Source organism: Campylobacterota bacterium, from assembly GCA_040752835.1.
GTDB lineage: Bacteria > Campylobacterota > Campylobacteria > Campylobacterales > Sulfurimonadaceae > Sulfuricurvum.
Map to the genome: position 1 here is coordinate 147,216 of JBFMGG010000004.1, position 20,620 is coordinate 167,835.

The following is a 20,620-nucleotide window of genomic DNA, read 5'->3' on the forward strand; positions in this document are numbered from 1 at the left end:
TCACCAAAAATCCGACCTGAAACCAGTCCATCGCGCTCATTGTTCCGCCTCCTTCAAATCTTTTTCTTTAAGTTGACCGCACGCGGCGCTGATATCGAGCCCTTTGGAATCGCGGATCGTACAGAGGACGCCGTGCTTGATCAGGTACTCCTGAAACGCGACCATGTCCGCACGAGAAGGACGCTGATAGTCGCTTCCCGGATAGGGGTTGAAATAGATCAGGTTCACCTTCGCCTTGATCCCGTGCAGCAGTTTGACGAGCTTTTTCGCCGATCCCAAGTCGTCGTTTTTACCCTTGATGACGAGGTACTCGAACATCACCCGTTTGCGGGTGTCAATGGGAAAGCGCTTCACCGCGTCGATAATCGATGCGATGTTGTAGGCTTTGTTCATCGGGATGAGTTCGGTGCGCAGCTCGTCATCGACGGCGTGAAGGCTGATGGCGATATGGACCCCCAGATCCATCTCCCCGAGTCTGTCGATCTTGGTACTCAGACCGCTGGTGGAGACCGTCTGCCGCTTGCCCGAAATGCTCAAACCTTCCTCGTCTTTGAGAATCTGGATCGCACGGGCCAGGTTGTCGAGATTATCGAGCGGCTCTCCCATCCCCATGTAGACAATGTTCAGACGGCGGTGGGCCGCGAGGTTGTTGTCCATCTTCACCGATAGCACCTGCGCGACGATTTCGCCTGCGCTAAGGTCGCGGGTAAATCCCCCCTTGGCGGTCAGGCAGAACGAACATCCCACCTTGCATCCCACCTGCGTCGAGACACAGACGGTGTAGCGGGCTTCGTGCTCGACGTTCCCCTCCTCGTCGATGCTTTCGTCCTTCATCTTCAGCCACACCGTCTCGACGGTTTTGCCGTCGCGCAATTCGAAAAGGTACTTGATCGTCCCGTCACTGGAACACTCCTTGCGGACGATTCTGAGCGGCAGTATGTCGTACTCTTGCGCAAGCTCTTCACGCATCGCTTTGGGAAGGTTCTGCATCGCGTCAAAGCTTGTTGCGTACTGATGGTAGATCCATCCCCATATCTGTTTGGCGCGGAAGGAAGGCCTGAGCATCTGAGCCAATTCGGCTTTCGTATAATCGAGGATGCACTTTTTATCCACGGATCAGCCCCTTTTCTTTTAAATGCTCTTTGAGCAGCACTTTTGCAAACCCGTGATTGGCGATGAAATCGCGGTGGGCATTCGCATCGCAATAATTGGTGATGCAAAACACCCCGCCGGCGGGGATGCCGAAAATCTGCGCAACCCGCATCACGCTGAAAAACTCCATATTCTCAATCCCCAGCCCCAACGCACGAAACTTCTCCATCGCACGCTCGCTCGTCGTGATGTAGTTGGAGCCGTTGACGACCACATCCTTGGTATCCTCCGTTTGTGCCGAAACCACGTTATCAATCGGTGTGTAAGCGTTCTGATCCAAAAACCCCAGCTCGATGTTCGCCGCCGTTTTGGATTCGACGATCTCGTGGATTTTATACTCGCCGTAACTCCCGGCACTCCCGACGAAAAGGAGAAACTCGGGTTTGTGGAGCAGACACAGACGGGTCAGGCTCATGGCACTGTCCACCAGTCCCACCCCGATCGGGGTCGCGAAATCAAACGTCTCGTTATTGCCGGCACAGAGAATCATCGCAAACCTTATCATTTAGTAAATCGAAGAATACTACTTTTAGATTTAGACCTTGATTTGATTCGCAAGTTGACTCTTTGAAATAGTGAAAATGGTTTCCTTGCATTTCGTTGCTTTTTGGGTAAATCAGATACATGTCTTTACATTGCTCGTATTTTGTACCGTATGCGTAGAGCTGATACATATCGCTTTGATTTACGCCGTTGTTCGTTTTTTCTTCATCCAAAATTTTCCATTTGGTATCGGCGATAATCATCTGATCTTGATGATGAATGACAATGTCGGGTTTAAGTCTGAATTTCCCCGAGCCATTTTCATACGCCAAATGATGGGTTTTATCTTGAGTAGTAATCCGATCAAACTGCCTGCGTAAATACGCCGCAACATAGCTTTCAAACAATAAATTCATATCGAACAAAAGGGCAAATGAAAGATCATTTCCTCTGTAAGGACTAAAGCTGTTATTGTCCAAAAATGTTCTGCACCAAATCAAAACTTGCTCATAATCTCTCATCTGCCGATTGGGCTTGATTTTCGAAAAATCGGTTTTAAAATCCACAGACGGTGTAATAGCATCGAACACAAACAAAAATTCTCGAATCCGTTGCTGATTACGGTTAGAAGAAGACCGCTTGTAGAGATATTGCAATGTCGTTTTGATCAATCGGTTTTCAACTCGATCACTGCTGAACTCTTCGTATTCGACAAAAAACCGCTCTTTGTGAATAAAATTTTGTTTGACATGCTCTCCCATTTTGAGCTTACCTTTGAGAAAAGGGAGATTCTCTTCACGGCCTATGTAGTCGCTCTTAATCCCGCGCTGAATGAGTTTGGCAAGCTCATCCAAAAACATCGTAATAAATATCTCAAACAAGGGCATTTTAGCACTCTGTAAATGAGCCGAATTAAAACTTCGGAAAGGGGAGTTTTTGAGCGTCCGAAGCATTTTAAACAAAATTTCTTTTGCTTGTTTAGGGTCATCGTTTTGAAAAATTTTTGGGAGGATTTCGATGGTTGTGCCGTCTTTGGTTTGGATCACTCCGACGAAATTTTGAGCCTGCAAAACTTTTCCAAACCCTTTTTTAGTGGTGAGTTTGAGATATTCGGCGGTTGGCTCGTTTTCGAGTACAAATTTTTCAATCGCTTCAAAATTATGAGGCGTTATGTAGTGAGGCTTTTGAGCATCTTTACACTGTAAAAATTCATACTCTTTAATAATCATGATTGCAGTTTTGTGTAATCAAAACTCTTTTTGATCGAATAGATAAATTTTTCATCATCGAAAATATCTGATTTTACTTCGATTTTATCGATAAAACCATCACCCAACACCATGCGGATTTTTTCCCAATCGTCATAAAAATATTCCTGCAACAGGGGAAAAATTTTGTTACGCATCACATCGTCTAAATCTTCTTTGCTCCGAACATCGATAAAATATGCATGCCCGATCGTGTGATCCCGATCATAGAGGTATTCGATACGCTGATTGATTTTGGTGAGGATTTTTTTGAGGTCAATCCCCTCGGGTGTTTTATCGTTCAATGCTTCCAAATCGGGCATCATCTCTTCGAAATGAAACCGACGGCGCAATGCCGTATCCATGAGAGCGATACTGCGGTCAGCCGTGTTCATCGTCCCAATAATATAGAGGTTTTGGGGAACGCCGAATTCTTCGTTACTATAAGGGAGTCTAAGTCTGATTGCTTCATCCGCACCGATCCGTTTGCTCGGTTCGATCAGAGTGATAAGTTCTCCGAAGATTTTGGAAATATTACCGCGATTGATTTCGTCGATGATGAGAATGTAGTTTCGCTTTTCTTGATCAGAATCGATTTTTCCAAACAAATTATTTTCACTGGCGATCTCTTTCCAATCGTTATAGCCGTTTGACTGTCTTCCAAGAATAACGGAAGATGCCGCGCTCATGCTTTGGAAAACGTAATCTTCTTCCAAAATGTAAAACTCGGTTTCCTCTCTTAATTTTGCTTGTTTTAGAACCTTGTTTTTTAACTCGATGTAATTGTAGTTATCGAAAGACGGAGCCTGTCCTTTTCTGATTTTCGAGCCTTTCAATACTCTGTATGTATTAGCATCATCCTCGATCATTTCAGCTTGAATATTTAACGTTTTTGCATGCAAAGCAAATTTCTTTTTATTCAAAACGGGATTGCTTTTCTTTGTGTAATTCTCCAATGATTTTTTGGACATTTTTTTGAAAATACCGTCTTTGACGGCATAAATCATTTCATTACCGTCTTCATTTCCTTCTTCGCCAACGGGAATCGCTCTGATCCCTTCGACAAACTCTTCATACCCGTAGCTTTGGTGAAAAGTTATAAATTCTATCTGCCCTGATTTTCGGTACTCTTCGAATTTTGCTTTTGCTTCTTTCCGATCCGTTGAAACTGTCCCGTCGATAATCGCTAACGCTTTTGTGATTGTGTTATAGGTTTTTCCTGTGCCGGGAGGTCCATAGAGAATTTGGTTAAGAGGAGTTAGTTTTAATAAAGGCTGCTTCTTCAATTCAATAGTAATGTCGCAATGACTTTGAATATATTGATGGATCGTTTCAAATAAAGTTATCCTACCGTCTTCTCTTCCTAAAGTTTCATTACCTCTCCAACCTTCAAATAAAAACTTATATAAATTATCTTTTGTTATAGCTTCATATGTTTTTTTTTCAGTATTGAATACAATTTTATAATTTCCATTTTCACGTTTGACTAAATTGATCTTAGTCCCTCTTTGTGTTTCGAGAGGTAATTTATCATCATTTTCTTTTATAGCATGATCTAAACATGAGCATATCAAATCAAATTTTTTATCATTTGTCATTTTTTCCTCTTTAACTTCCAAATCATTTGAAAATCTGTATCACGATTTCACTTCATCCAATATCGTCATTGTTACACTCAATAATCCATCAATCTCGTGTGCACAAATCTCATAAATCGTTTCGGCATCGAGGTCGAAATAGTGATGTGACAAAATATCCCGTATCCCTTTGACCTGTTTCCACGGGATTTGGGGATATTTCTCCAAAAGCTGAAATTCGGTGAGCTTATCGACGTTTTTAAACCCTTCCCCGATGGCGATCAGGCGCATCGAAATACTGTCGAGCTTTTCAAGCCCCCGTTCATCTTTGAGAAAATCATCGCTGGTTTGAATACTTTGAAATCGTTGTTGGATTAGTTTTAATGAGGTGATGATGTCTTCGAGGGTAGAGCGCAGTATCAAAAGCCGGTCATTGTGCATAGATCACATCTCTTTTGATCATCTCTAAAAAGAGGGGTTTCATATGTTTGTGTTCGCGGACGATATCCACTTTTTTGTGCAGGTCGTTCTCGATCTGTTCTTTGATCGCGACCATATCGAACAATGAGGGCTTCATTTTGACGATAATATCGATGTCGCTGTTCTCTTTGGCTTCGTCGCGTGCGAAACTGCCAAACAACCCGATTTGTTCGACGGCATATTTGGTCTTGAACTCTTGAAAATGGCGTGAAAGGTAGTCTAAAATATCCGATTTTTTAATATTCGTCGCCACAACAGCCCCCTTTTCAAAAATCCACTTGTTTTAATTATAACCGATTTTTAATCCTAAAGCCGTACCGGAATACCGTTGGCCGATAGATAGCGCTTGAGATCCATAATGTCGATCTCTTTGTAGTGGAAGATGCTTGCCGCCAGCGCCGCATCGGCGCCGTGCTCAAACGCCTCTTTGATGTGCTCCATCGTCCCGGCCCCGCCGCTGGCGATGACGGGGACGTTGACCATCCGGCTGATCTGCTCGGTGATGGAGAGATCGAATCCCGCCTTGGTCCCGTCGGCGTCCATCGAGGTGAGCAAAATCTCCCCGGCACCGCGGTCGACCGCTTCACGCGCCCAATCGAGGGCATTGATCCCCGTATCGACCCGTCCGCCGTTGAGATAGACGTTATACTGATCCCCTGTTTTTTTCACGTCGATCGCGACGACGATGCACTGGCTCCCGAAACGTTTTGCCCCCTCGTCGATCAGTTCGGGGCGTTTGATCGCGGCGGAGTTGACGCTCACTTTGTCGCACCCCACGGCGAGGAGGCGGTAGATGTCGTCGAGCTTACGGATCCCTCCCCCGACCGTGAGGGGGATGAACACCTCGCGGGCCACCCGCTCGACGATGTGAACGATCGTATCGCGCTCTTCGTGCGAGGCGGTAATATCGAGAAACGTCAGCTCGTCCGCCCCCTCTTCGTTATACCGTTTGGCGACTTCGACGGGGTCCCCGGCATCTTTGAGACCGACAAAATTCACCCCTTTGACGACTCGTCCGTCTTTGACATCGAGACACGGAATGATCCGTTTAGCGAAAAAATTCTCCATCATTGGGCACACTCCGCCTTCTGTTCATAATGCTCTTATTATACCCCCACTTCTCTTAACCCCCCATTACCAAAAGTAACGATAAGAAAACAAAATAGATGTTTTCAACATAAACCGTTCACAAACGTTTGATTTTTTGGTTTAATAGGGGATTAACACTTGGTTGGCTATAATCTCTTTGATGCAGAACCGTGCCGCAATCGCCAAAAAAAAGTTTGGCCAGAATTTTTTACGTGATGAAGCCGTTTTGGCGCAAATCATCCAATCGATGCCCGATACGCCTCACCGTATTGCCGAAATCGGGCCTGGATTAGGTGATTTGACTAAATATTTAGTTGATGTCAAAAGTGTCACCGCTTTTGAGGTCGATACCGACTTGTGCAAGCACTTGGAGCACCACTTTGCCGATGCCATCGCTACCGGCGCCCTGACTCTCCGCTGCGGAGACGTTCTGGAGCACTGGAAGAGTGAGCTTTTGGACGAACCGTACGATCTGGTGGCGAATCTGCCCTACTATATCGCGACGAATATCATCCTCAAAGCCCTCGCCGATCCGGCGTGCCGCAACCTGCTTGTCATGATTCAGCGTGAAGTGGCGGAAAAGTTTTCCGCCGCACCCGGAGAGAGAGCTTTCGGGGCCCTCAGCGTCATTGCGCAGAGCGTGGGAGAGACGAGCATCGTCCTGCACGTTCCGCCCAGCGCGTTCGAGCCCGCTCCCAAAGTCGATTCAGCCGTACTGCTCATTCGAAAAACGGCGAATCGTAATGATACGGGGTTTGAAGAGATGCTGCGCGCCGCCTTCGCGCAGCCGCGAAAAACCCTGTACAAAAATCTTTCCGCACGCTGCGACGGGAAAACGCTCGCTCAAGCCTTTGAATCGCTTGAACTCGTTCCTACCGTCCGACCTCATCAGCTCAGCACCTCCGACTATCACCGGCTCTACACCCTTTTGCACTAAGCCTTTTTCGGCTTTTCTCGACTGGTAGGGCATTCGAAAAATACATCTATCGCGCTATCGAGCGCTGAGAAGGAAACACAACATGACAGACGATAAAACAGAATCACAATCACAGCCGCAAGGCGAATCCCGCAACCGCCGACGCCGGCCGTTCCGCAACCGCAACAACCGTCCGGCCGAGGGGACGGCGGAGAATCAGACAGAGGCACGCGCACCCCGCGAGAACCGTCCTCCGCGCGGCGAACGCCCTCGCAACGACAACCGTGCACCCCGCGGCGAACGCCCCCGTAACGACAACCGCCCTCCGCGCGGCGAACGCCCGGCCGAAGGTGCCGAAGGGGCCAATGAGGCCGAAACCGTCCGTTCCGGTCGTGACCGCGGACGCGGCGGACGCCGCGGTGCCCCCAGCGCGCCGATCGACGGAAACCTCCGCGATTTCGTCGCCAAAAATCAGGACGCGCACCGCAACCGTCTCAATCCGCACTACAAGCTCGACCTCAACAGCAACGAAAAAGTACGTATCACCCCTCTGGGCGGTCTGGGTGAAATCGGAGGGAACATCACCGTTATCGAAACCGAAAACGAAGCGATCATCATCGACATCGGGATGAGCTTCCCCGATGAGGAGATGCACGGCGTCGACATCCTGGTTCCCGATTTCAGCTACCTGCGTGAAATCCGCAAAAAAATCGTTGCGGTCATCATCACCCATGCTCACGAAGACCACATCGGAGGCGTCCCCTACTTTTTCAAAGAGATGCAGTTCCCGATCTACGGAACTCCGCTTCCCCTTGCGATGATCGGCAACAAATTCGACGAGCACCACATGCGCGACTTCCGCCGCTATTTCAACCCGATCGTCAAACGGGTCCCCTATAAAATCGGTAACGACTTCGAAATCGAATGGATGCACATGACCCACTCGATCATCGATTCGTCCGCCCTCGCGATCACGACCAAAGCCGGAACGATCATCCACACCGGAGACTTCAAAATCGACCATACGCCGGTCGACGGTTACACCGCCGACTTGCACCGCCTCGCTCATTACGGCGAAAAAGGGGTTCTGTGTCTCCTTTCGGATTCGACCAACTCCTACAACAAAGACTGGACGCCCAGCGAACTCTCCGTCGCTCCGGGGTTTGACCGTATTTTCGCCAAAGCCGAAGGACGCATCATCATGTCGACGTTCAGCTCGAACATCCACCGGGTCTACCAGGCGATCCTCGCCGGGATCAAATACGGACGGAAAGTGTGCGTCATCGGTCGCTCGATGGAACGGAACCTCGAAGTGTGTATGCAGTACGACTACATCAAGCTTCCCAAAAACATTTTCATCGATGCCGAAGAAGCCAATCGGATGAGCGACAAAGATGTCCTGATCGTCACTACCGGAAGCCAGGGAGAACCCAGCTCGGCACTGTTCCGGATGGCGATCGGCGAACACCGCCACATCAAAATCAAGCCGACCGACCTGATCGTCCTCTCCGCCCGTGCGATCCCGGGGAACGAAGGCTCGATTTCGGGAATGCTCAACTACCTCCAGCGTGCGGGCGCAAAAGTCGCCAACGACCGTGACATCCACGTCTCGGGCCATGCGAGTATGGAGGAGCAGAAACTGATGCTCCGCCTTACCAACCCGAAATTCTTTCTCCCGGTCCACGGAGAATACAACCACATCCAGAAACACAAAGAGACCGGGATTTCGTGCGGCGTCCCCGAGCGGAACATCCTCTTGATGAGCGACGGAGACTGCATCGAAGTCGGTCCGAAGTTTATGCGCAAAGCCAAAACGGTTAAAACGGGCAAAACCTACATCGACAACCAAAACAACCACCAGATCGAAGACGACATCGTCATCGACCGCCAGAAAATGGCCTCGGAAGGGATGGTGGTCCTCGTCGCGCAGGTCAGCGCCGCCGATTCGCATCTGCTCTCCAAACCGCTCGTTACGAGCTTCGGCCTAGTCGCCGACCGTCACGACAAAGCGTTTGCGGCTGAGATGGAAGACGTCCTCGAACACTTCCTCCTCAACATGAAGCCGGGGCTCATCGAGAATCCCAAAGCGCTCGAAAACGACCTGCGTCAGGTAGTGCGCAAGCACATCTACCGCAAGATGAAGAAATATCCACTCATCGTTCCCCACGTTTTCGTAATGTAAAGTGCGCCGTGCGCACTTTACCTGCCCGTTCTTTTTTTAATCCCTTCTTCGCTATACTCTCCGAAACCCTATGAAAGATTTACTCATGAAAGTAACCCTTCATCATCACACCCCTCTGGTCATCTGTTCCGACGCCATCCGTACCTGTTGGCAAAGTTTTGACAAAAGCGACAACGGCGGCGAAAAAGATCGGGAACTCATCGACCGCGTCGGGAACAAATTCAAGCACGCTTCGACGCTCGAACACCTCGTCTACAACTTCTACATCGAAGGGATCAGCCGCGCGCTGCTCCAGGAACTTGCCCGCCACCGTATGGCGAGTCTGAGTGTCAAAAGCACACGCTATACCCTCAAAGAGCTCAAAGACGAAGAGCCGTTTTCAATCGACCATAAAGAACGTGCTTCCAAATACCTGGTAATGACCGGTGTGGATATGGTGGATGAAATGAGTATCCGCGCCCTCGAAAACCTCCGTATCGTGCTCGTAGAGGGAATCAGTAACGATCGGGCCAAATACTGCCTTCCCGAAAGCTACAAAACCGAACTCACCTGGACGATCAACGCCCGCAGCCTTCAGAACTTTATCGCGCTGCGCAGCGACAAAGCGGCCCTTTGGGAAATCCGGGACCTGGCGCACGCCGTCTTCGACGCTTTGCCCGAAGAACACCGTTATCTGTTCGAAAATTCACTCAAAGAGGAACACTGATATGAAAACACGGATCTTTATTGCCGCGGCCGCGGCCGCTCTCCTGTCAAGCGGATGTGCCGAAAAACAGCTTGTCATCAACGGGATGATCTGCCCTGCGGGAACCAACGAGGACCGTGCACGGGCCGATTTCGCCGAATGCCGCGTCTACGACCTTGAAGCGGCTACCAAAGCTTCCCGCGCACCGCTTACGATCGAGTGTCAGAAATGCCTCGAAAGCAAAGGGTACAAAATCGAGCAATAACGTCATGCTTTCGCGCATGGCGGTGTTGTCCTACTAAACGGAAGTTTGGGAAAAAAGAAGAAGAGAGGAGTGGGGCTCTCGAAGAGCCCCGCACTTTTTAGAGCGCTGATTTGGCCTGAGCAGTGAGGGCGGTGAATGCCGCCGCGTCGTTCATAGCCATATCGGCAAGGATTTTGCGATCAAGTTCGATGTTGGCACGTTTAAGACCGTTCATGAAAGTCGAATAGTTCATACCGTTAAGGCGGCAAGCCGCGTTGATACGGATGATCCACAGTTTACGGAAATCCCGTTTTTTCTGTTTACGGTCGCGGAATGCGTATACGAGTGAGCGTTCGAGCTGCTCTTTCGCTTTACGGAAATGTTTGCGTCTTCCGCTGTAGAAACCGCGTGCAAGTTTCAGTACTTTTTTATGACGTCTGCGTCTTACGACACCTGTTTTAACTCTTGGCATTGTTTTCCTTTCTTTACCCGGTACATCTCAATTTTAATGACGGGGTGCCGCTCTTGTGCGGACTTGCCCAGACTAATCTGGAGGGTATTCTCGCGGCGTTTAGCCTACGATCATTTTTTTGATCGCTTTTTCGTCTACTTTAGCAACCACTTTAGGAGTGTTTTGCTTGCGACGGGTAGCTGCATCTTGCTTTGTCAAAATGTGGCTGCGGAACGCTGTACCACGTTTGATAGTGCCGTTTTTCTTTACTTTGAAGCGTTTGACCGCCCCTTTAACCGACTTCATTTTTGGCATCGACTTGATCCTTTCGCAAAAATTCTCTAAAAGAGGGGCGAATTATAGCATAAAATTGTTGAAGATGTGCCCCGTTCTTATGGAGGCGGGAGAGCGGAAGAATTCCGCAGAAGGTCGCCTTCCCCCTCGGGGGGAAGAGAGATTATTTTTTGTCTTCTTTTTTCGGAAGGACGAGCATGTTGCAGTAACGCCCTTCCATCGCGGGAGCTTTGTCCATCGTCCCGACATCCTCGACCATCGGCCACACTTTTTTGAGAACGGCTTCAGCCGCTTCGGGGTGCGCCATTTCGCGTCCGCGGAGGAAGACACGGAATTTGACGTGTTTCCCCTCGGTTAGGAATTCGCGCGCATGTTTGACTTTGTAGCTGATGTCGTTGTCGGCGATTTTTACCGAGAGCTTGATCTCTTTGACTTCAACTTTGGTCTGTTTTTTGCGCGCTTCTTTTTTCTTTTTCTCTTCTTGGTAATGAAACTTGCCGTAGTCCATGATTTTAGCGACGGGGGGTTTCGCATCCGGAGAGATGAGGACGAGATCGAGTCCCATATCGTTTGCTTTGTCCATCGCTTCTTTAATGGAAACGATACCTAATGCTTCGCCGCCGTCGATAACGCAGCGTACCTCAGGAACCCTGATATCTTCGTTCATCAGGACTCGGTCTTGTTTTTTACTCAAAAATGTACCTCATTTATTTTGTTTTTGACGAGAGAGAGGAACTCTTCCTCGCTCAGGTTGTATTGTTCACGTTTACGGCGGTCACGTACCGCAACGTTTCTGGAGTTCACCTCTTCATCGCCCAGTACGATGATCATCGGAACCCGCCCTTTTTCCGCCGTACGGATCCGTTTATTGAGGCTTTCGTTCTTATCGAAAATCTCGTAATCGGCTCCGAGGTCCATCAGTTTTTCGCCCAGTTCCCGCGCGTAGGCGACATGCGGTTCGGCGATCGGAACGATCGCTACCTGCGTCGGAGCGATAAACATCGGGAATTCCCCAGCGTAATGCTCCGTCAATATACCAATAAATCGCTCAAATGAACCTAAAATCGCGCGGTGGATCATTACCGGCTGGATTTTGACGTTCTCTTCGCCGTTGTATTCGAGTTCGAAACGTGCCGGGAGGTTGAAGTCGAGCTGAACGGTTCCGCACTGCCATTCACGGCCGATCGCATCGAGAATCTTAATATCGATCTTCGGTCCGTAGAACGCTCCGCCCCCTTCGTCGATGTCGTATTTGAGGCCGTGTTTGTCGAGAGCGGTTTTAAGCGCGTTCGTCGAAATCTCCCACACCGCGTCGTCGCCGACCGCTTTTTCGGGTTTGGTGGAGATCATCATTTTGTACTCGAATCCGAACGACTTCATGATCCCGTCGATGAAATCGACGATCTCGATGATCTGTTCCTCGATCTGTTCGGCGGTACAGAAAATGTGGGCGTCGTCCTGGGTAAACTCGCGGACGCGGAACAACCCGTGCAGGGCCCCGGTCATTTCGTGGCGGTGGACCACCCCGTATTCGAAATATTTCAGCGGAAGATCGCGGTAAGAGTGCAGGTCGTGTTCGTACACTTTGATGTGGCCGACGCAGTTCATCGGTTTCACCCCGAACTCAAGCTCGTCGATGTGCGTGAAATACATGTTCTCACCGTAGTTCTGGTAGTGGCCGCTCACTTTCCACAGATCGCTGCGGAGCATCTCCGGGCCGCGTACCGGTTCGTATCCCCGTTTGCGGTGGGCTTTAAAGAGGAGCTGTTCCAGACGCGAACGCATCCGTGCCCCTGCCGGAAGCCAGATCGGGAAACCCGAACCGACCTCTTCGCGGAAGGTGAAGAGTTTCATCTCCGCACCGATTTTGCGGTGATCCCGCTTTTCGGCTTCGGCCATCATCTCCAGATAGTTCTTCAGCGATTCCTTGTCGGCAAACGCGATTCCGTAAATACGGGTAAGCATCTCGTTTTGGCTGTCGCCTCCGAGATAGGCGCCCGAAATCTTGGTCAGCTTGAAATTGCGCAGCAGCCCGACGCTCGGCAGATGCGGCCCGCGGCAGAGGTCTTCGAATTCCCCCTGCTTGTAGATCGACACCGTCTCGCTGGGGATACGGTCCATGACCGCCTGTTTGAGGTGGTCGTCGGCGAACTTGGTGCGCGCTTCGTCTTTCGTAATCTCGTAACGGGTGATCGCCTCTTTTTTCTTGACGATCTCCTGCATCGTTTTTTCGATCGTTTTGAGATCCTCTTCCCCGATGTGGGCGTTGACCTTGAAGTCGTAATAAAATCCCTCTTTGACGACGGGACCGACGAAAAATTTTGCTTCGGGATAAATCTTTTTGATCGCTTCGGCCATCAGGTGGGCGCAGGAGTGGCGGATCACTTCCAGCGCTTCGGGAGAGTTGTCGTAAGCAATCTCTTCACCACTGATCCCCAGGGCCTGAGCGGTTTGCAAATCGACAATCTGATCGTTATGTTTGATCGCAATAATATCCATAAGGGTAACCCTTGTGTGAGAAAATATCGCGGATTATACGGAAATGTTGATTGGATTGAGTTTAAACGGTTAAAAAAAGAGTGGAGTATTGGGAAAAAATAAAGGAAGAATGGTGGCCACAACAGGACTTGAACCTGTGACCACTACCATGTCAAGGTAGTGCTCTACCAACTGAGCTATGCGACCATTGAGAGGACGAAATTATAGCCGCCCGGAAGTTAAAAGCGACTTAATTTTTACAATAACGTGGCCAAAAATTCAAAATCAGCAGCCAGACCACCGCAAAATCGATCATAACGTCGGCGAAATTAAACACCGCAAAATCGAATCCGCAATGCCAATAGACGTAATCGACGACCCCGCCGTGTATAAACCGGTCGTAGACGTTCGACGTTCCGGCGCCGACCATGATCCCGACCGGTACGACATAACAGTTCTTTTTGAGCCAGAGGGTATACCCTACAACCCCGGCGAGGAGGGCGATCTGTATCCATTTAAGAGCTTCTTCGAGAAAAGCGAACATCGAAAACGCCACTCCGCGATTGTAAACCAAAATAAGGTCGATGCATTCGGTATAGTGGCGGAACCCTTCGACGAAGAGTGCCTTGATGTTTTGATCGACGATGAAAACGGCGATCGCGGCAAGCAGTAAAAACCCGAACGCTTTAAGCATTCAGGGCCTTCTCAAAAAATGCCACAAGGCGATCCATCGCTTTTTCCATCACTTTCGCGTCTTTCCCCTCCAGCAGGATACGGAGTTTGTTCTCGGTCCCCGAGTAGCGGATCAGGTGGCGCATGTGTTGCGCTTCGACGTTTTTGAGCTCTTCTTCGAGCCCTTCGATCTGCTCGAGGGGCTTTTTCGTTTTGACTTTGATATTGACGAGCTTTTGAGGGTAGAGTTCGAACGGCCGCAGCACGCGGCTCGCTTTTTGGCCCGAAGTCAGAAGGAGCGCCAGAACCTGCAGCGCGCTCACCAGCCCGTCCCCGGTTTTAGCGTAATCGTGCATGACGATATGGCCGCTTTGCTCACCGCCGAAATTGATGCCGTTTTCGCGCATCTGTTCCAGTACGTATTTGTCTCCGACGTTGGAACGGAACAGTTTCAGCCCTTCGGCGTTCATCGCATCTTCAAGCGCCTGGTTGCTCATCACCGTCGCGACGATCCCGCCCCCTTTCAGGTTTCCGCCACGGTGCAAAAAGAGCCCCAGCGCGCCGAGGATCTGGTCACCGTCGACCTCCTCGCCGTTTTCGTCGACGACGATAAGGCGGTCCGCATCGCCGTCCAGCGCCAGCCCGATATCGGCGCGGTACTGTTTCACCGCTTCGCGGACGTCTTTCGTGTGAAGCGCTCCGCACCCTTCGTTGATGTTGAATCCGTTGGGTTTGTCGTGCAGAACGATCACTTCGGCCCCGAGTTCTTCAAGAACCGTCGGCCCCACCTTGTATCCTGCTCCGTTGGCGGTGTCGAGGACGATACGAAGCCCCTGCAGCGTCAAATCGCGGCTGAACGAATTTTTCAGCTGCACAATGTAACGGCCGATCACGTCGTCGATCCGTTTGGCCGAACCGATCTTTTTCCCCGTTACATGTCCCTCTTCGAGGCGGGCTTTGTCGTGCGCGATCGCCTCGATCTGCGCCTCGATCTCTTCGGAGAGCTTGTTGCCGTGGGCGTCGAAAAATTTGATCCCATTGTCTTCGTAGGGGTTATGGCTGGCCGAAATCATAATCCCCGCGTCGCAGCGCATGTTCTCCGTCAGAAACGCGATCGCGGGGGTCGGCATTGGTCCGATCTGGACAACATCGTAACCGACTGCCGTAAGGCCGCTGACGATCGCGTTTTCGATCATGTAACCGCTTCGACGGGTATCTTTACCGACCAGAATTTTTTTCGTCCGGGCGTGATCACGGAAGTAGATTCCGGCCGCCATTGCTACGCGCATCGCAAGTTCCGCCGTCAAAAATGACCCTGCTTCTCCCCGCACCCCATCGGTTCCAAAAAGTTTCATTATTTTTTTCTTCCTTTTATTTGATGTTATACACTAAAACGAATTCATCCGTTTCAGTGGCAAGGACTAAAGTCCTTCGCAATCCCCTAAAGCTACAAAAACTGCCGTTTTTGAGAATATTTTAGAAGCATCTATATTTTTTAATATTTTATTAACACTAAACATTAATAAAACTTTTTTATGTCAAAACCTATAAATTTTAACTTAAATTTAATTATCTTTAAGGTAGCATTCTACCCTAAAAAAAATTCGACAAGGATAAATGCCATGGCAAACCACAAGTCAGCATTGAAACGTATCCGCCAGACGGAAAAGCGTACAGAACGCAACCGGTTTTACCGCACACGTATCAAAAACATCGTCAAAGCAGTTCGCACTGCCGTAGAAGCGGGCAATAAAGAAGAGGCAAAAGCCGCTCTCATTATCGCTAACGCCAATCTTCACAAATATGTTAGCAAAGGTGTCTTGAAAAAAGAGACTGCCGCTCGCAAAGTCAGCCGCCTCCACCTCGCCGTCAACAAACTGGCGTAATCCGGTTTGTTTCTTTGCCTCTTTCGAGGCAACCCATCTTTCTTCTGGACTAACATCATGCTAGCCGACAAACTGACCCCCTTTATCAACCGCTACAATGAGATTACCGAACTCCTGAGTTCTCCCGATATCGGTAACGACGTCAAACGGATGACCGACCTCTCGAAAGAACAGTCCTCGCTGCAGGCGATTTTTTCCAAAGCGACCGAGTACAAAAAGCTTTTGGCCGATATCGAAGAGAACAAAGCGCTCGTATTCGACGCCGAACTGGGAGAACTGGCCAAAGAGGAGCTCAAATCCCTCGAACCGCAGGTCGAACCGCTCGAAGAAGAGATCAAAAAGCTCCTCATCCCCGCCGATCCCAACGACAAGCGTAACATCTACATCGAACTGCGCGCCGGGACGGGAGGAGACGAGGCGGCCCTGTTTGTCGGCGATTTGTTCAACGCCTACGTCCGCTACGCGGATGTGAAAGGGTGGAAGATCGAACTGATGAGTTCCAGCCCTTCCGATGCGGGGGGGTACAAAGAGATCATCGCCCTCATTAAAGGCGAGCAGGTCTACTCGCGCCTCAAATACGAAGCGGGAACCCACCGGGTGCAGCGGGTCCCCGCCACCGAGTCCCAGGGACGGGTTCACACCTCGGCGATCACGGTCGCCGTGATGCCCGAAGTCGATGACGTCGAAATCACGATCAACGAAAACGACCTCAAAATCGACGTCATGCGCTCCTCCGGCTGCGGCGGGCAGAGCGTCAACACCACCGACTCGGCGGTACGGATCACCCACCTCCCGACCGGAATCGTCGTTACCAACCAGGATGAGAAATCGCAGCACAAAAACAAAGACAAGGCGATGAAAATCCTCAAAGCGCGCCTCTACGAGATGCAGATGGAAGAGGCAAAAGAAAAAGAGATGGCCGAACGCAAAGAGCAGGTCGGAACGGGAGACCGTTCAGGGCGTATCCGCACCTACAACTATCCTCAAAACCGCATCTCCGACCACCGGATCAACCTCACTCTCTACCGTCTTGACGAGATCATGCAGGGGGGATTGATGGACGACATCATCGAGCCGCTGATCGCCGATGCGCAGGCAACATTAATGGAAGCGTCGGGACTTTAAGAAAAATCGCAAGCGATTTTTGGGCTTCCTGCCGAAGGAGACCCAGTGTCAACGTAGCTATCGGGACGCGTTCCGATAGCGTATCAAAATTTCCAATAGGTCTCAAACACCCCTTTGACTTCCCCTTTGAACGTAATCACTCCCTCTTCAAGCCCCAGATAGAGCGTCTCCCCGCTTTTGGGGAACACCTGCGTTTGGTCCGAAACGATCCCTTCGCGGTTGGCACGGTAAAACGACGCGGCCATTCCCGTCCCGCATGCGAGGGTTTCATCTTCAACTCCGCGCTCATAAGTGCGCACCCGCAGCGTTCCATCAGGGTTGCGGGCGGCGATGTTGACGTTGGCGTTGTATTTGTGGCGCAGACCCCGCGCGAGCTCAATATTGAAATCCTCGATATCGGCGTCAAACGTGATTAAGTGGGGGACTCCCGTATCGATGAGCCACCATTGCATCCCCGCTTCGTCGATCTCCCGATCGACGATACTCGGAGGGGTCAGATCGCTTTGCACCATATTCCCCTCCACCTGCGCTTTGATCACTCCGGCACCGGTCAAAAAAGCCATGGATGAGGGAGCCAATCCGAAACGGTGGGCGTAATGGGCACAGGCACGGCTGCCGTTGCCGCACATCGAGGCGGTCGAACCGTCGGCATTGTAAAACTCCCATTCGAAATCGAGGCTTTCGTGCGGAACCAAAACGATCAGTCCGTCCGCGCCGATCCCGTTCTGACGGTCGCAGAGGGTTCGGGCAAGCGCGGAACGGTCGGCTTTTTCGAACGCGTGGAAAATGACGAAATCGTTGCCGCTGGCACAATATTTGGCGATCTGGAGCATACGGGAATCCTTCGGATAAATGTGTGCCATTATACCTTAGGGACGGGATAGAGCGCTTTAATCGTTTCGACGAATTTTTCGCATTCACTCTGGAGATGTTTGAGATTGGAGGAATTGTCGATCACCCAGGTCGCGCGCGCTTTTTTCTCGTCGATGTCCATCTGGCTCTCAATCCGGCGGAGCGACTCCTCTTCCGAAAAACCGTTGCGTTTGATGAAGCGCTCAAGCTGAAGGGCTTTGGGGGTATAAACGACGACCGAGTCTTTGATCGGGTACGACCGGGTCTCGAAAAAGAGCGGAATGTCGATCAGATAGGGGTAGCCGAGGGCATCTTGTTTTTCGCTCTCTTCCTCGATGGCGGCACGGATTTTGGGATGGAGGAAATTTTCGAGCTCTTTTTTGGCATCGGGATCGGCAAAAACGACTTTCCCCAGCGCGGGGCGGTCGACTTTTCCCCCTTTCACAAACGCCGGGCCGAAACGCTCCTCAACCCACCGGGCGTTCTGATCGAGTATCCGGTGGGAAATGGTATCGGCATCGATGATCCGAAGACCGCTCAGGGAGAGGAGGGACGCAACGGTGCTTTTGCCCGTCGCAATCCCTCCGGTCAATGCGATGGCGTAGCGGTACGGCATCAGTTGCGGATAATCCCCAGATAATTCTTGCGGATGTACTGCGGCATCGCGAATGCGGCCGTATGGATATCGCAATTGTAGTAGCTTTGCCCTTCGAGCAGATCGCTGCGCTGTAAAATCAGGTCTGCGGTAGGGTGGTATTCTTTGGAACACAGCAGAAGCGTTGTTCCGTCCCCGACGGTATAGGGCATAATGATTTTGAAATAGTTGCCGAGGATCTGCATCAGTTTCGTATTGGCTTCGAGCTCATCCATATCCGGGTGGCGGAGCACGCACAGGCCGTCGTCTTTGAGAACGCGGTTGAGATGAGCCAGTGCCGCCGCGTCGTCGCACAGCGCGTCCAAGATAACGACATCCGCACTTCCCTCAGCGGCATTTCGAAAGGTATCGAGCAGCTGCGCATTGGAGGCATACACCGCTTCAACGTCACGATACCGCGCCAGTTCGCTTCCCAGAAGGTCGGCTTTATCGCTCGAAACCAGCACCGACTTGGGATTTTTATGGGTACACATCGGAACGTGGACCATCATTTCGGGGTAAATAAACGTTTTCATCAATACGGGTCTCTCGTCTTTTTGCAGAATTTTCGAGCGATTGTAACATGCGGAGATTAAAAGGCATTGAATATTCGTTGTAGCCTCGGACATTAAAGGTTGTACCGTTCCGTTTCGATATAATTTCGGCACAATCCACTATCCAACGGAGTTCAACATGTGTGCAGAAAAAATTCAGCGTTTCCTGATGGCCATCGTCCTGACCGTGGCCATGGTCCTCTTCATGAACGGCCAGCTTCAATGGGCGGTTATCATCCAGACCTTCGTCATTTTGATGGTCCTGGTATGGGCATTGACCGATTTTTGCCCGTCAATCTGGATGTTCCGGAAAATCTTCGGGTCGTGCGATAAAAAAGATTAACGGCTAATACGCCCCTCTCAATTTTCCCTAACGACTCTTGCGTTATAATCCCCTCACTATTTCAGGTGAGGGATTTTTATGAGCCAAATCAGCTACAAAGATGCCGGTGTCGATATCGATGCGGGCAACAGCTTCGTCGAAAACATCAAACCGCTGGTCAAATCGACCGCCGTTCCCGGAGTTTTGGGAGGGATCGGATCGTTTGCGGGTGCTTTCGAACTGCCTGCGGGATATAAAGAGCCGGTTATGCTCGCCGCAACGGACGGGGTCGGGACGAAGCTCAAACTCGCGATCGACTCGGGAATCCACGACACGGTCGGAATCGATCTGGTCGCCATGTGCGTCAACGACCTCATCTGCAACTTCGGAACTCCTTCTTTTTTCCTTGATTATTACGCAACCGGGAAACTCGACGTGGCTGCCGCAACGGCCGTCGTCGGAGGAATCGCGGAAGGATGCCGCCAGGCCGAATGCGCCCTTATCGGCGGAGAAACGGCCGAGATGCCGGGAATGTACCATTCCGACGATTACGATCTGGCCGGGTTTGCCGTCGGTATCGGGGAAAAAAGTGAGCTTGACCGTACCGACAGAGTGGCCGCGGGAGACGTTCTCATCGCCCTGCCCAGCTCCGGTCTGCACTCGAACGGCTTTTCCCTCGCCCGTAAAGTCCTGTTTGAAAAAATGGGGATGAAATTCGACGATTCGTTCGAAGGCAAACCGCTGATCGAGACCCTCCTCACCCCGACGCGCATTTACGTCAAAACCTTCAAAGCCAACAAAGACAAAATCCAGGCCCTCGCCCACATCACGGGGGGCGGGATCGTCGAAAACCTCCCCCGCGTCCTCCCCGAGGGGCTGCGTGCCGTGATCGACGAATCCTCGATCCGGGTCCTTCCGATTTTCGAGCTGATCTCTCAGCACGTCGAACGTGCCGAAATGTTCCGTGCCTTCAACATGGGGGTCGGAATGATCCTCGTCGTCCGTCCCGAGAACGTTGCCTCTATCCTCGCGAGCACCGACGGCTACGTCATCGGGAAGCTCGAAGAGGGGAAACGCGAAGCGGTTCTCGTCTAACTACCCTGCCCGCCCCTTTGCGGCGGTTCACCTTTTCTCCTCTGCGTTGAACGTAAACACCTTGCCTGTTTTTCCATCGATATGCGATTGCCGTACTTCGAGCGACAGCTTATTGGGACTACCGCTATCGAAACACTTTCAAAACCGACAGTTGAACTTTAACAAGGGAAGAAACGGAAGAGGGGGCGCCGAGCGCCCCTTT

At 50.8% G+C, this 20,620-nt stretch carries 24 protein-coding genes and 1 tRNA gene; 8 read left to right on the plus strand and 17 right to left on the minus strand.

What is annotated here, in order from left to right:
* Positions 1-36: 36 nt before the first annotated feature.
* Genes rlmN through hisF form a run of 7 tightly spaced genes read right to left on the minus strand, consistent with a single transcriptional unit; the run spans position 37 to position 6,007 of the window.
* Positions 37-1,113, minus strand: a complete 1,077-nt coding sequence (rlmN, locus tag AB1763_02575; GenBank protein ID MEW5831704.1) for a 23S rRNA (adenine(2503)-C(2))-methyltransferase RlmN — start codon at positions 1,111-1,113, stop codon at positions 37-39.
* Entirely contained in the window at positions 1,106-1,642 is a 537-nt protein-coding gene (locus AB1763_02580) for a purine-nucleoside phosphorylase (protein ID MEW5831705.1), read from the minus strand. Before AB1763_02580 ends, rlmN begins: the two co-directional genes overlap by 8 nt.
* A complete protein-coding gene (locus AB1763_02585) occupies positions 1,620-2,864 on the minus strand; it encodes an McrC family protein (protein ID MEW5831706.1) in 1,245 nt (414 codons plus the stop codon). Before AB1763_02585 ends, AB1763_02580 begins: the two co-directional genes overlap by 23 nt.
* The gene (locus tag AB1763_02590; protein ID MEW5831707.1) at positions 2,861-4,480 is read right to left on the minus strand and encodes a DUF4357 domain-containing protein; all 1,620 of its coding nucleotides are present in this window, start codon (positions 4,478-4,480) and stop codon (positions 2,861-2,863) included. The genes AB1763_02585 and AB1763_02590 overlap by 4 nt, the downstream gene beginning before the upstream one ends.
* A gap of 39 nt (positions 4,481-4,519) precedes the next feature.
* Positions 4,520-4,900 (minus strand): HepT-like ribonuclease domain-containing protein, encoded by a 381-nt coding sequence (locus tag AB1763_02595; GenBank protein ID MEW5831708.1) that lies wholly within the window; start codon positions 4,898-4,900, stop codon positions 4,520-4,522.
* Entirely contained in the window at positions 4,890-5,192 is a 303-nt protein-coding gene (locus AB1763_02600) for a nucleotidyltransferase domain-containing protein (GenBank protein MEW5831709.1), read from the minus strand. Before AB1763_02600 ends, AB1763_02595 begins: the two co-directional genes overlap by 11 nt.
* Before the next feature lie 53 nt (positions 5,193-5,245).
* Entirely contained in the window at positions 5,246-6,007 is a 762-nt protein-coding gene (gene hisF, locus AB1763_02605; GenBank protein MEW5831710.1) for an imidazole glycerol phosphate synthase subunit HisF, read from the minus strand.
* A 181-nt stretch (positions 6,008-6,188) separates the two neighbouring features.
* Here hisF and rsmA point away from each other — a divergent pair, with 181 nt between their 5' ends.
* From rsmA to AB1763_02625, 4 genes are all read left to right on the plus strand, one after another.
* Positions 6,189-6,965 (plus strand): 16S rRNA (adenine(1518)-N(6)/adenine(1519)-N(6))-dimethyltransferase RsmA, encoded by a 777-nt coding sequence (gene rsmA / locus AB1763_02610; GenBank protein ID MEW5831711.1) that lies wholly within the window; start codon positions 6,189-6,191, stop codon positions 6,963-6,965.
* Between the two features lie 82 nt (positions 6,966-7,047).
* Positions 7,048-9,126, plus strand: a complete 2,079-nt coding sequence (locus AB1763_02615) for an RNase J family beta-CASP ribonuclease (GenBank protein MEW5831712.1) — start codon at positions 7,048-7,050, stop codon at positions 9,124-9,126.
* A gap of 85 nt (positions 9,127-9,211) precedes the next feature.
* Complete coding sequence (gene thyX / locus AB1763_02620) at positions 9,212-9,832, plus strand: FAD-dependent thymidylate synthase (protein MEW5831713.1); 621 nt, start codon at positions 9,212-9,214, stop codon at positions 9,830-9,832.
* 1 nt (position 9,833) lies between these two features.
* The gene (locus AB1763_02625) at positions 9,834-10,076 is read left to right on the plus strand and encodes a hypothetical protein (GenBank protein MEW5831714.1); all 243 of its coding nucleotides are present in this window, start codon (positions 9,834-9,836) and stop codon (positions 10,074-10,076) included.
* A 97-nt stretch (positions 10,077-10,173) separates the two neighbouring features.
* On the opposite strand, the gene rplT is transcribed toward AB1763_02625, so the two are convergent.
* The 7 genes from rplT to glmM all read right to left on the minus strand — a co-directional run bounded on the left by rplT (position 10,174) and on the right by glmM (position 15,305).
* Positions 10,174-10,527: a 50S ribosomal protein L20 gene (gene rplT, locus AB1763_02630; protein MEW5831715.1), complete on the minus strand. Its 354-nt coding sequence runs from the start codon at positions 10,525-10,527 to the stop codon at positions 10,174-10,176.
* Between the two features lie 99 nt (positions 10,528-10,626).
* Entirely contained in the window at positions 10,627-10,821 is a 195-nt protein-coding gene (rpmI, locus tag AB1763_02635) for a 50S ribosomal protein L35 (GenBank protein ID MEW5831716.1), read from the minus strand.
* Positions 10,822-10,963: 142 nt separating this feature from the next.
* The gene (gene infC, locus AB1763_02640) at positions 10,964-11,494 is read right to left on the minus strand and encodes a translation initiation factor IF-3 (GenBank protein ID MEW5831717.1); all 531 of its coding nucleotides are present in this window, start codon (positions 11,492-11,494) and stop codon (positions 10,964-10,966) included.
* Positions 11,491-13,299, minus strand: a complete 1,809-nt coding sequence (thrS, locus tag AB1763_02645; protein MEW5831718.1) for a threonine--tRNA ligase — start codon at positions 13,297-13,299, stop codon at positions 11,491-11,493. Before thrS ends, infC begins: the two co-directional genes overlap by 4 nt.
* A 110-nt stretch (positions 13,300-13,409) precedes the next feature.
* Positions 13,410-13,485: transfer RNA gene (locus AB1763_02650), tRNA-Val, on the minus strand.
* A gap of 43 nt (positions 13,486-13,528) precedes the next feature.
* The gene (lspA, locus tag AB1763_02655) at positions 13,529-13,972 is read right to left on the minus strand and encodes a signal peptidase II (protein ID MEW5831719.1); all 444 of its coding nucleotides are present in this window, start codon (positions 13,970-13,972) and stop codon (positions 13,529-13,531) included.
* Entirely contained in the window at positions 13,965-15,305 is a 1,341-nt protein-coding gene (glmM, locus tag AB1763_02660) for a phosphoglucosamine mutase (GenBank protein MEW5831720.1), read from the minus strand. Before glmM ends, lspA begins: the two co-directional genes overlap by 8 nt.
* A gap of 267 nt (positions 15,306-15,572) precedes the next feature.
* Here glmM and rpsT point away from each other — a divergent pair, with 267 nt between their 5' ends.
* The gene (gene rpsT, locus AB1763_02665) at positions 15,573-15,836 is read left to right on the plus strand and encodes a 30S ribosomal protein S20 (protein ID MEW5831721.1); all 264 of its coding nucleotides are present in this window, start codon (positions 15,573-15,575) and stop codon (positions 15,834-15,836) included.
* Positions 15,837-15,893: 57 nt separating this feature from the next.
* Positions 15,894-16,961, plus strand: coding sequence for a peptide chain release factor 1 (prfA, locus tag AB1763_02670; protein ID MEW5831722.1), 1,068 nt, complete (start codon positions 15,894-15,896; stop codon positions 16,959-16,961).
* A gap of 83 nt (positions 16,962-17,044) precedes the next feature.
* On the opposite strand, the gene dapF is transcribed toward prfA, so the two are convergent.
* The 3 genes from dapF to AB1763_02685 are packed head-to-tail and all read right to left on the minus strand — an operon-like array spanning position 17,045 to position 18,983.
* On the minus strand, positions 17,045-17,794 hold the full coding sequence (dapF, locus tag AB1763_02675) for a diaminopimelate epimerase (GenBank protein MEW5831723.1): 750 nt from the start codon (positions 17,792-17,794) through the stop codon (positions 17,045-17,047).
* 29 nt (positions 17,795-17,823) lie between these two features.
* Positions 17,824-18,429 (minus strand): dephospho-CoA kinase, encoded by a 606-nt coding sequence (gene coaE, locus AB1763_02680; GenBank protein ID MEW5831724.1) that lies wholly within the window; start codon positions 18,427-18,429, stop codon positions 17,824-17,826.
* Positions 18,429-18,983 (minus strand): spermidine synthase, encoded by a 555-nt coding sequence (locus tag AB1763_02685; protein ID MEW5831725.1) that lies wholly within the window; start codon positions 18,981-18,983, stop codon positions 18,429-18,431. The genes coaE and AB1763_02685 overlap by 1 nt, the downstream gene beginning before the upstream one ends.
* A 157-nt stretch (positions 18,984-19,140) precedes the next feature.
* Here AB1763_02685 and AB1763_02690 point away from each other — a divergent pair, with 157 nt between their 5' ends.
* Positions 19,141-19,344 carry a phosphoribosylaminoimidazole synthetase gene (locus tag AB1763_02690; GenBank protein ID MEW5831726.1) on the plus strand — a complete coding sequence of 68 codons (204 nt, stop codon included), beginning with the start codon at positions 19,141-19,143 and terminating at the stop codon, positions 19,342-19,344.
* A 78-nt stretch (positions 19,345-19,422) separates the two neighbouring features.
* Positions 19,423-20,418: a phosphoribosylformylglycinamidine cyclo-ligase gene (purM, locus tag AB1763_02695; GenBank protein MEW5831727.1), complete on the plus strand. Its 996-nt coding sequence runs from the start codon at positions 19,423-19,425 to the stop codon at positions 20,416-20,418.
* Positions 20,419-20,620: the final 202 nt, after the last annotated feature.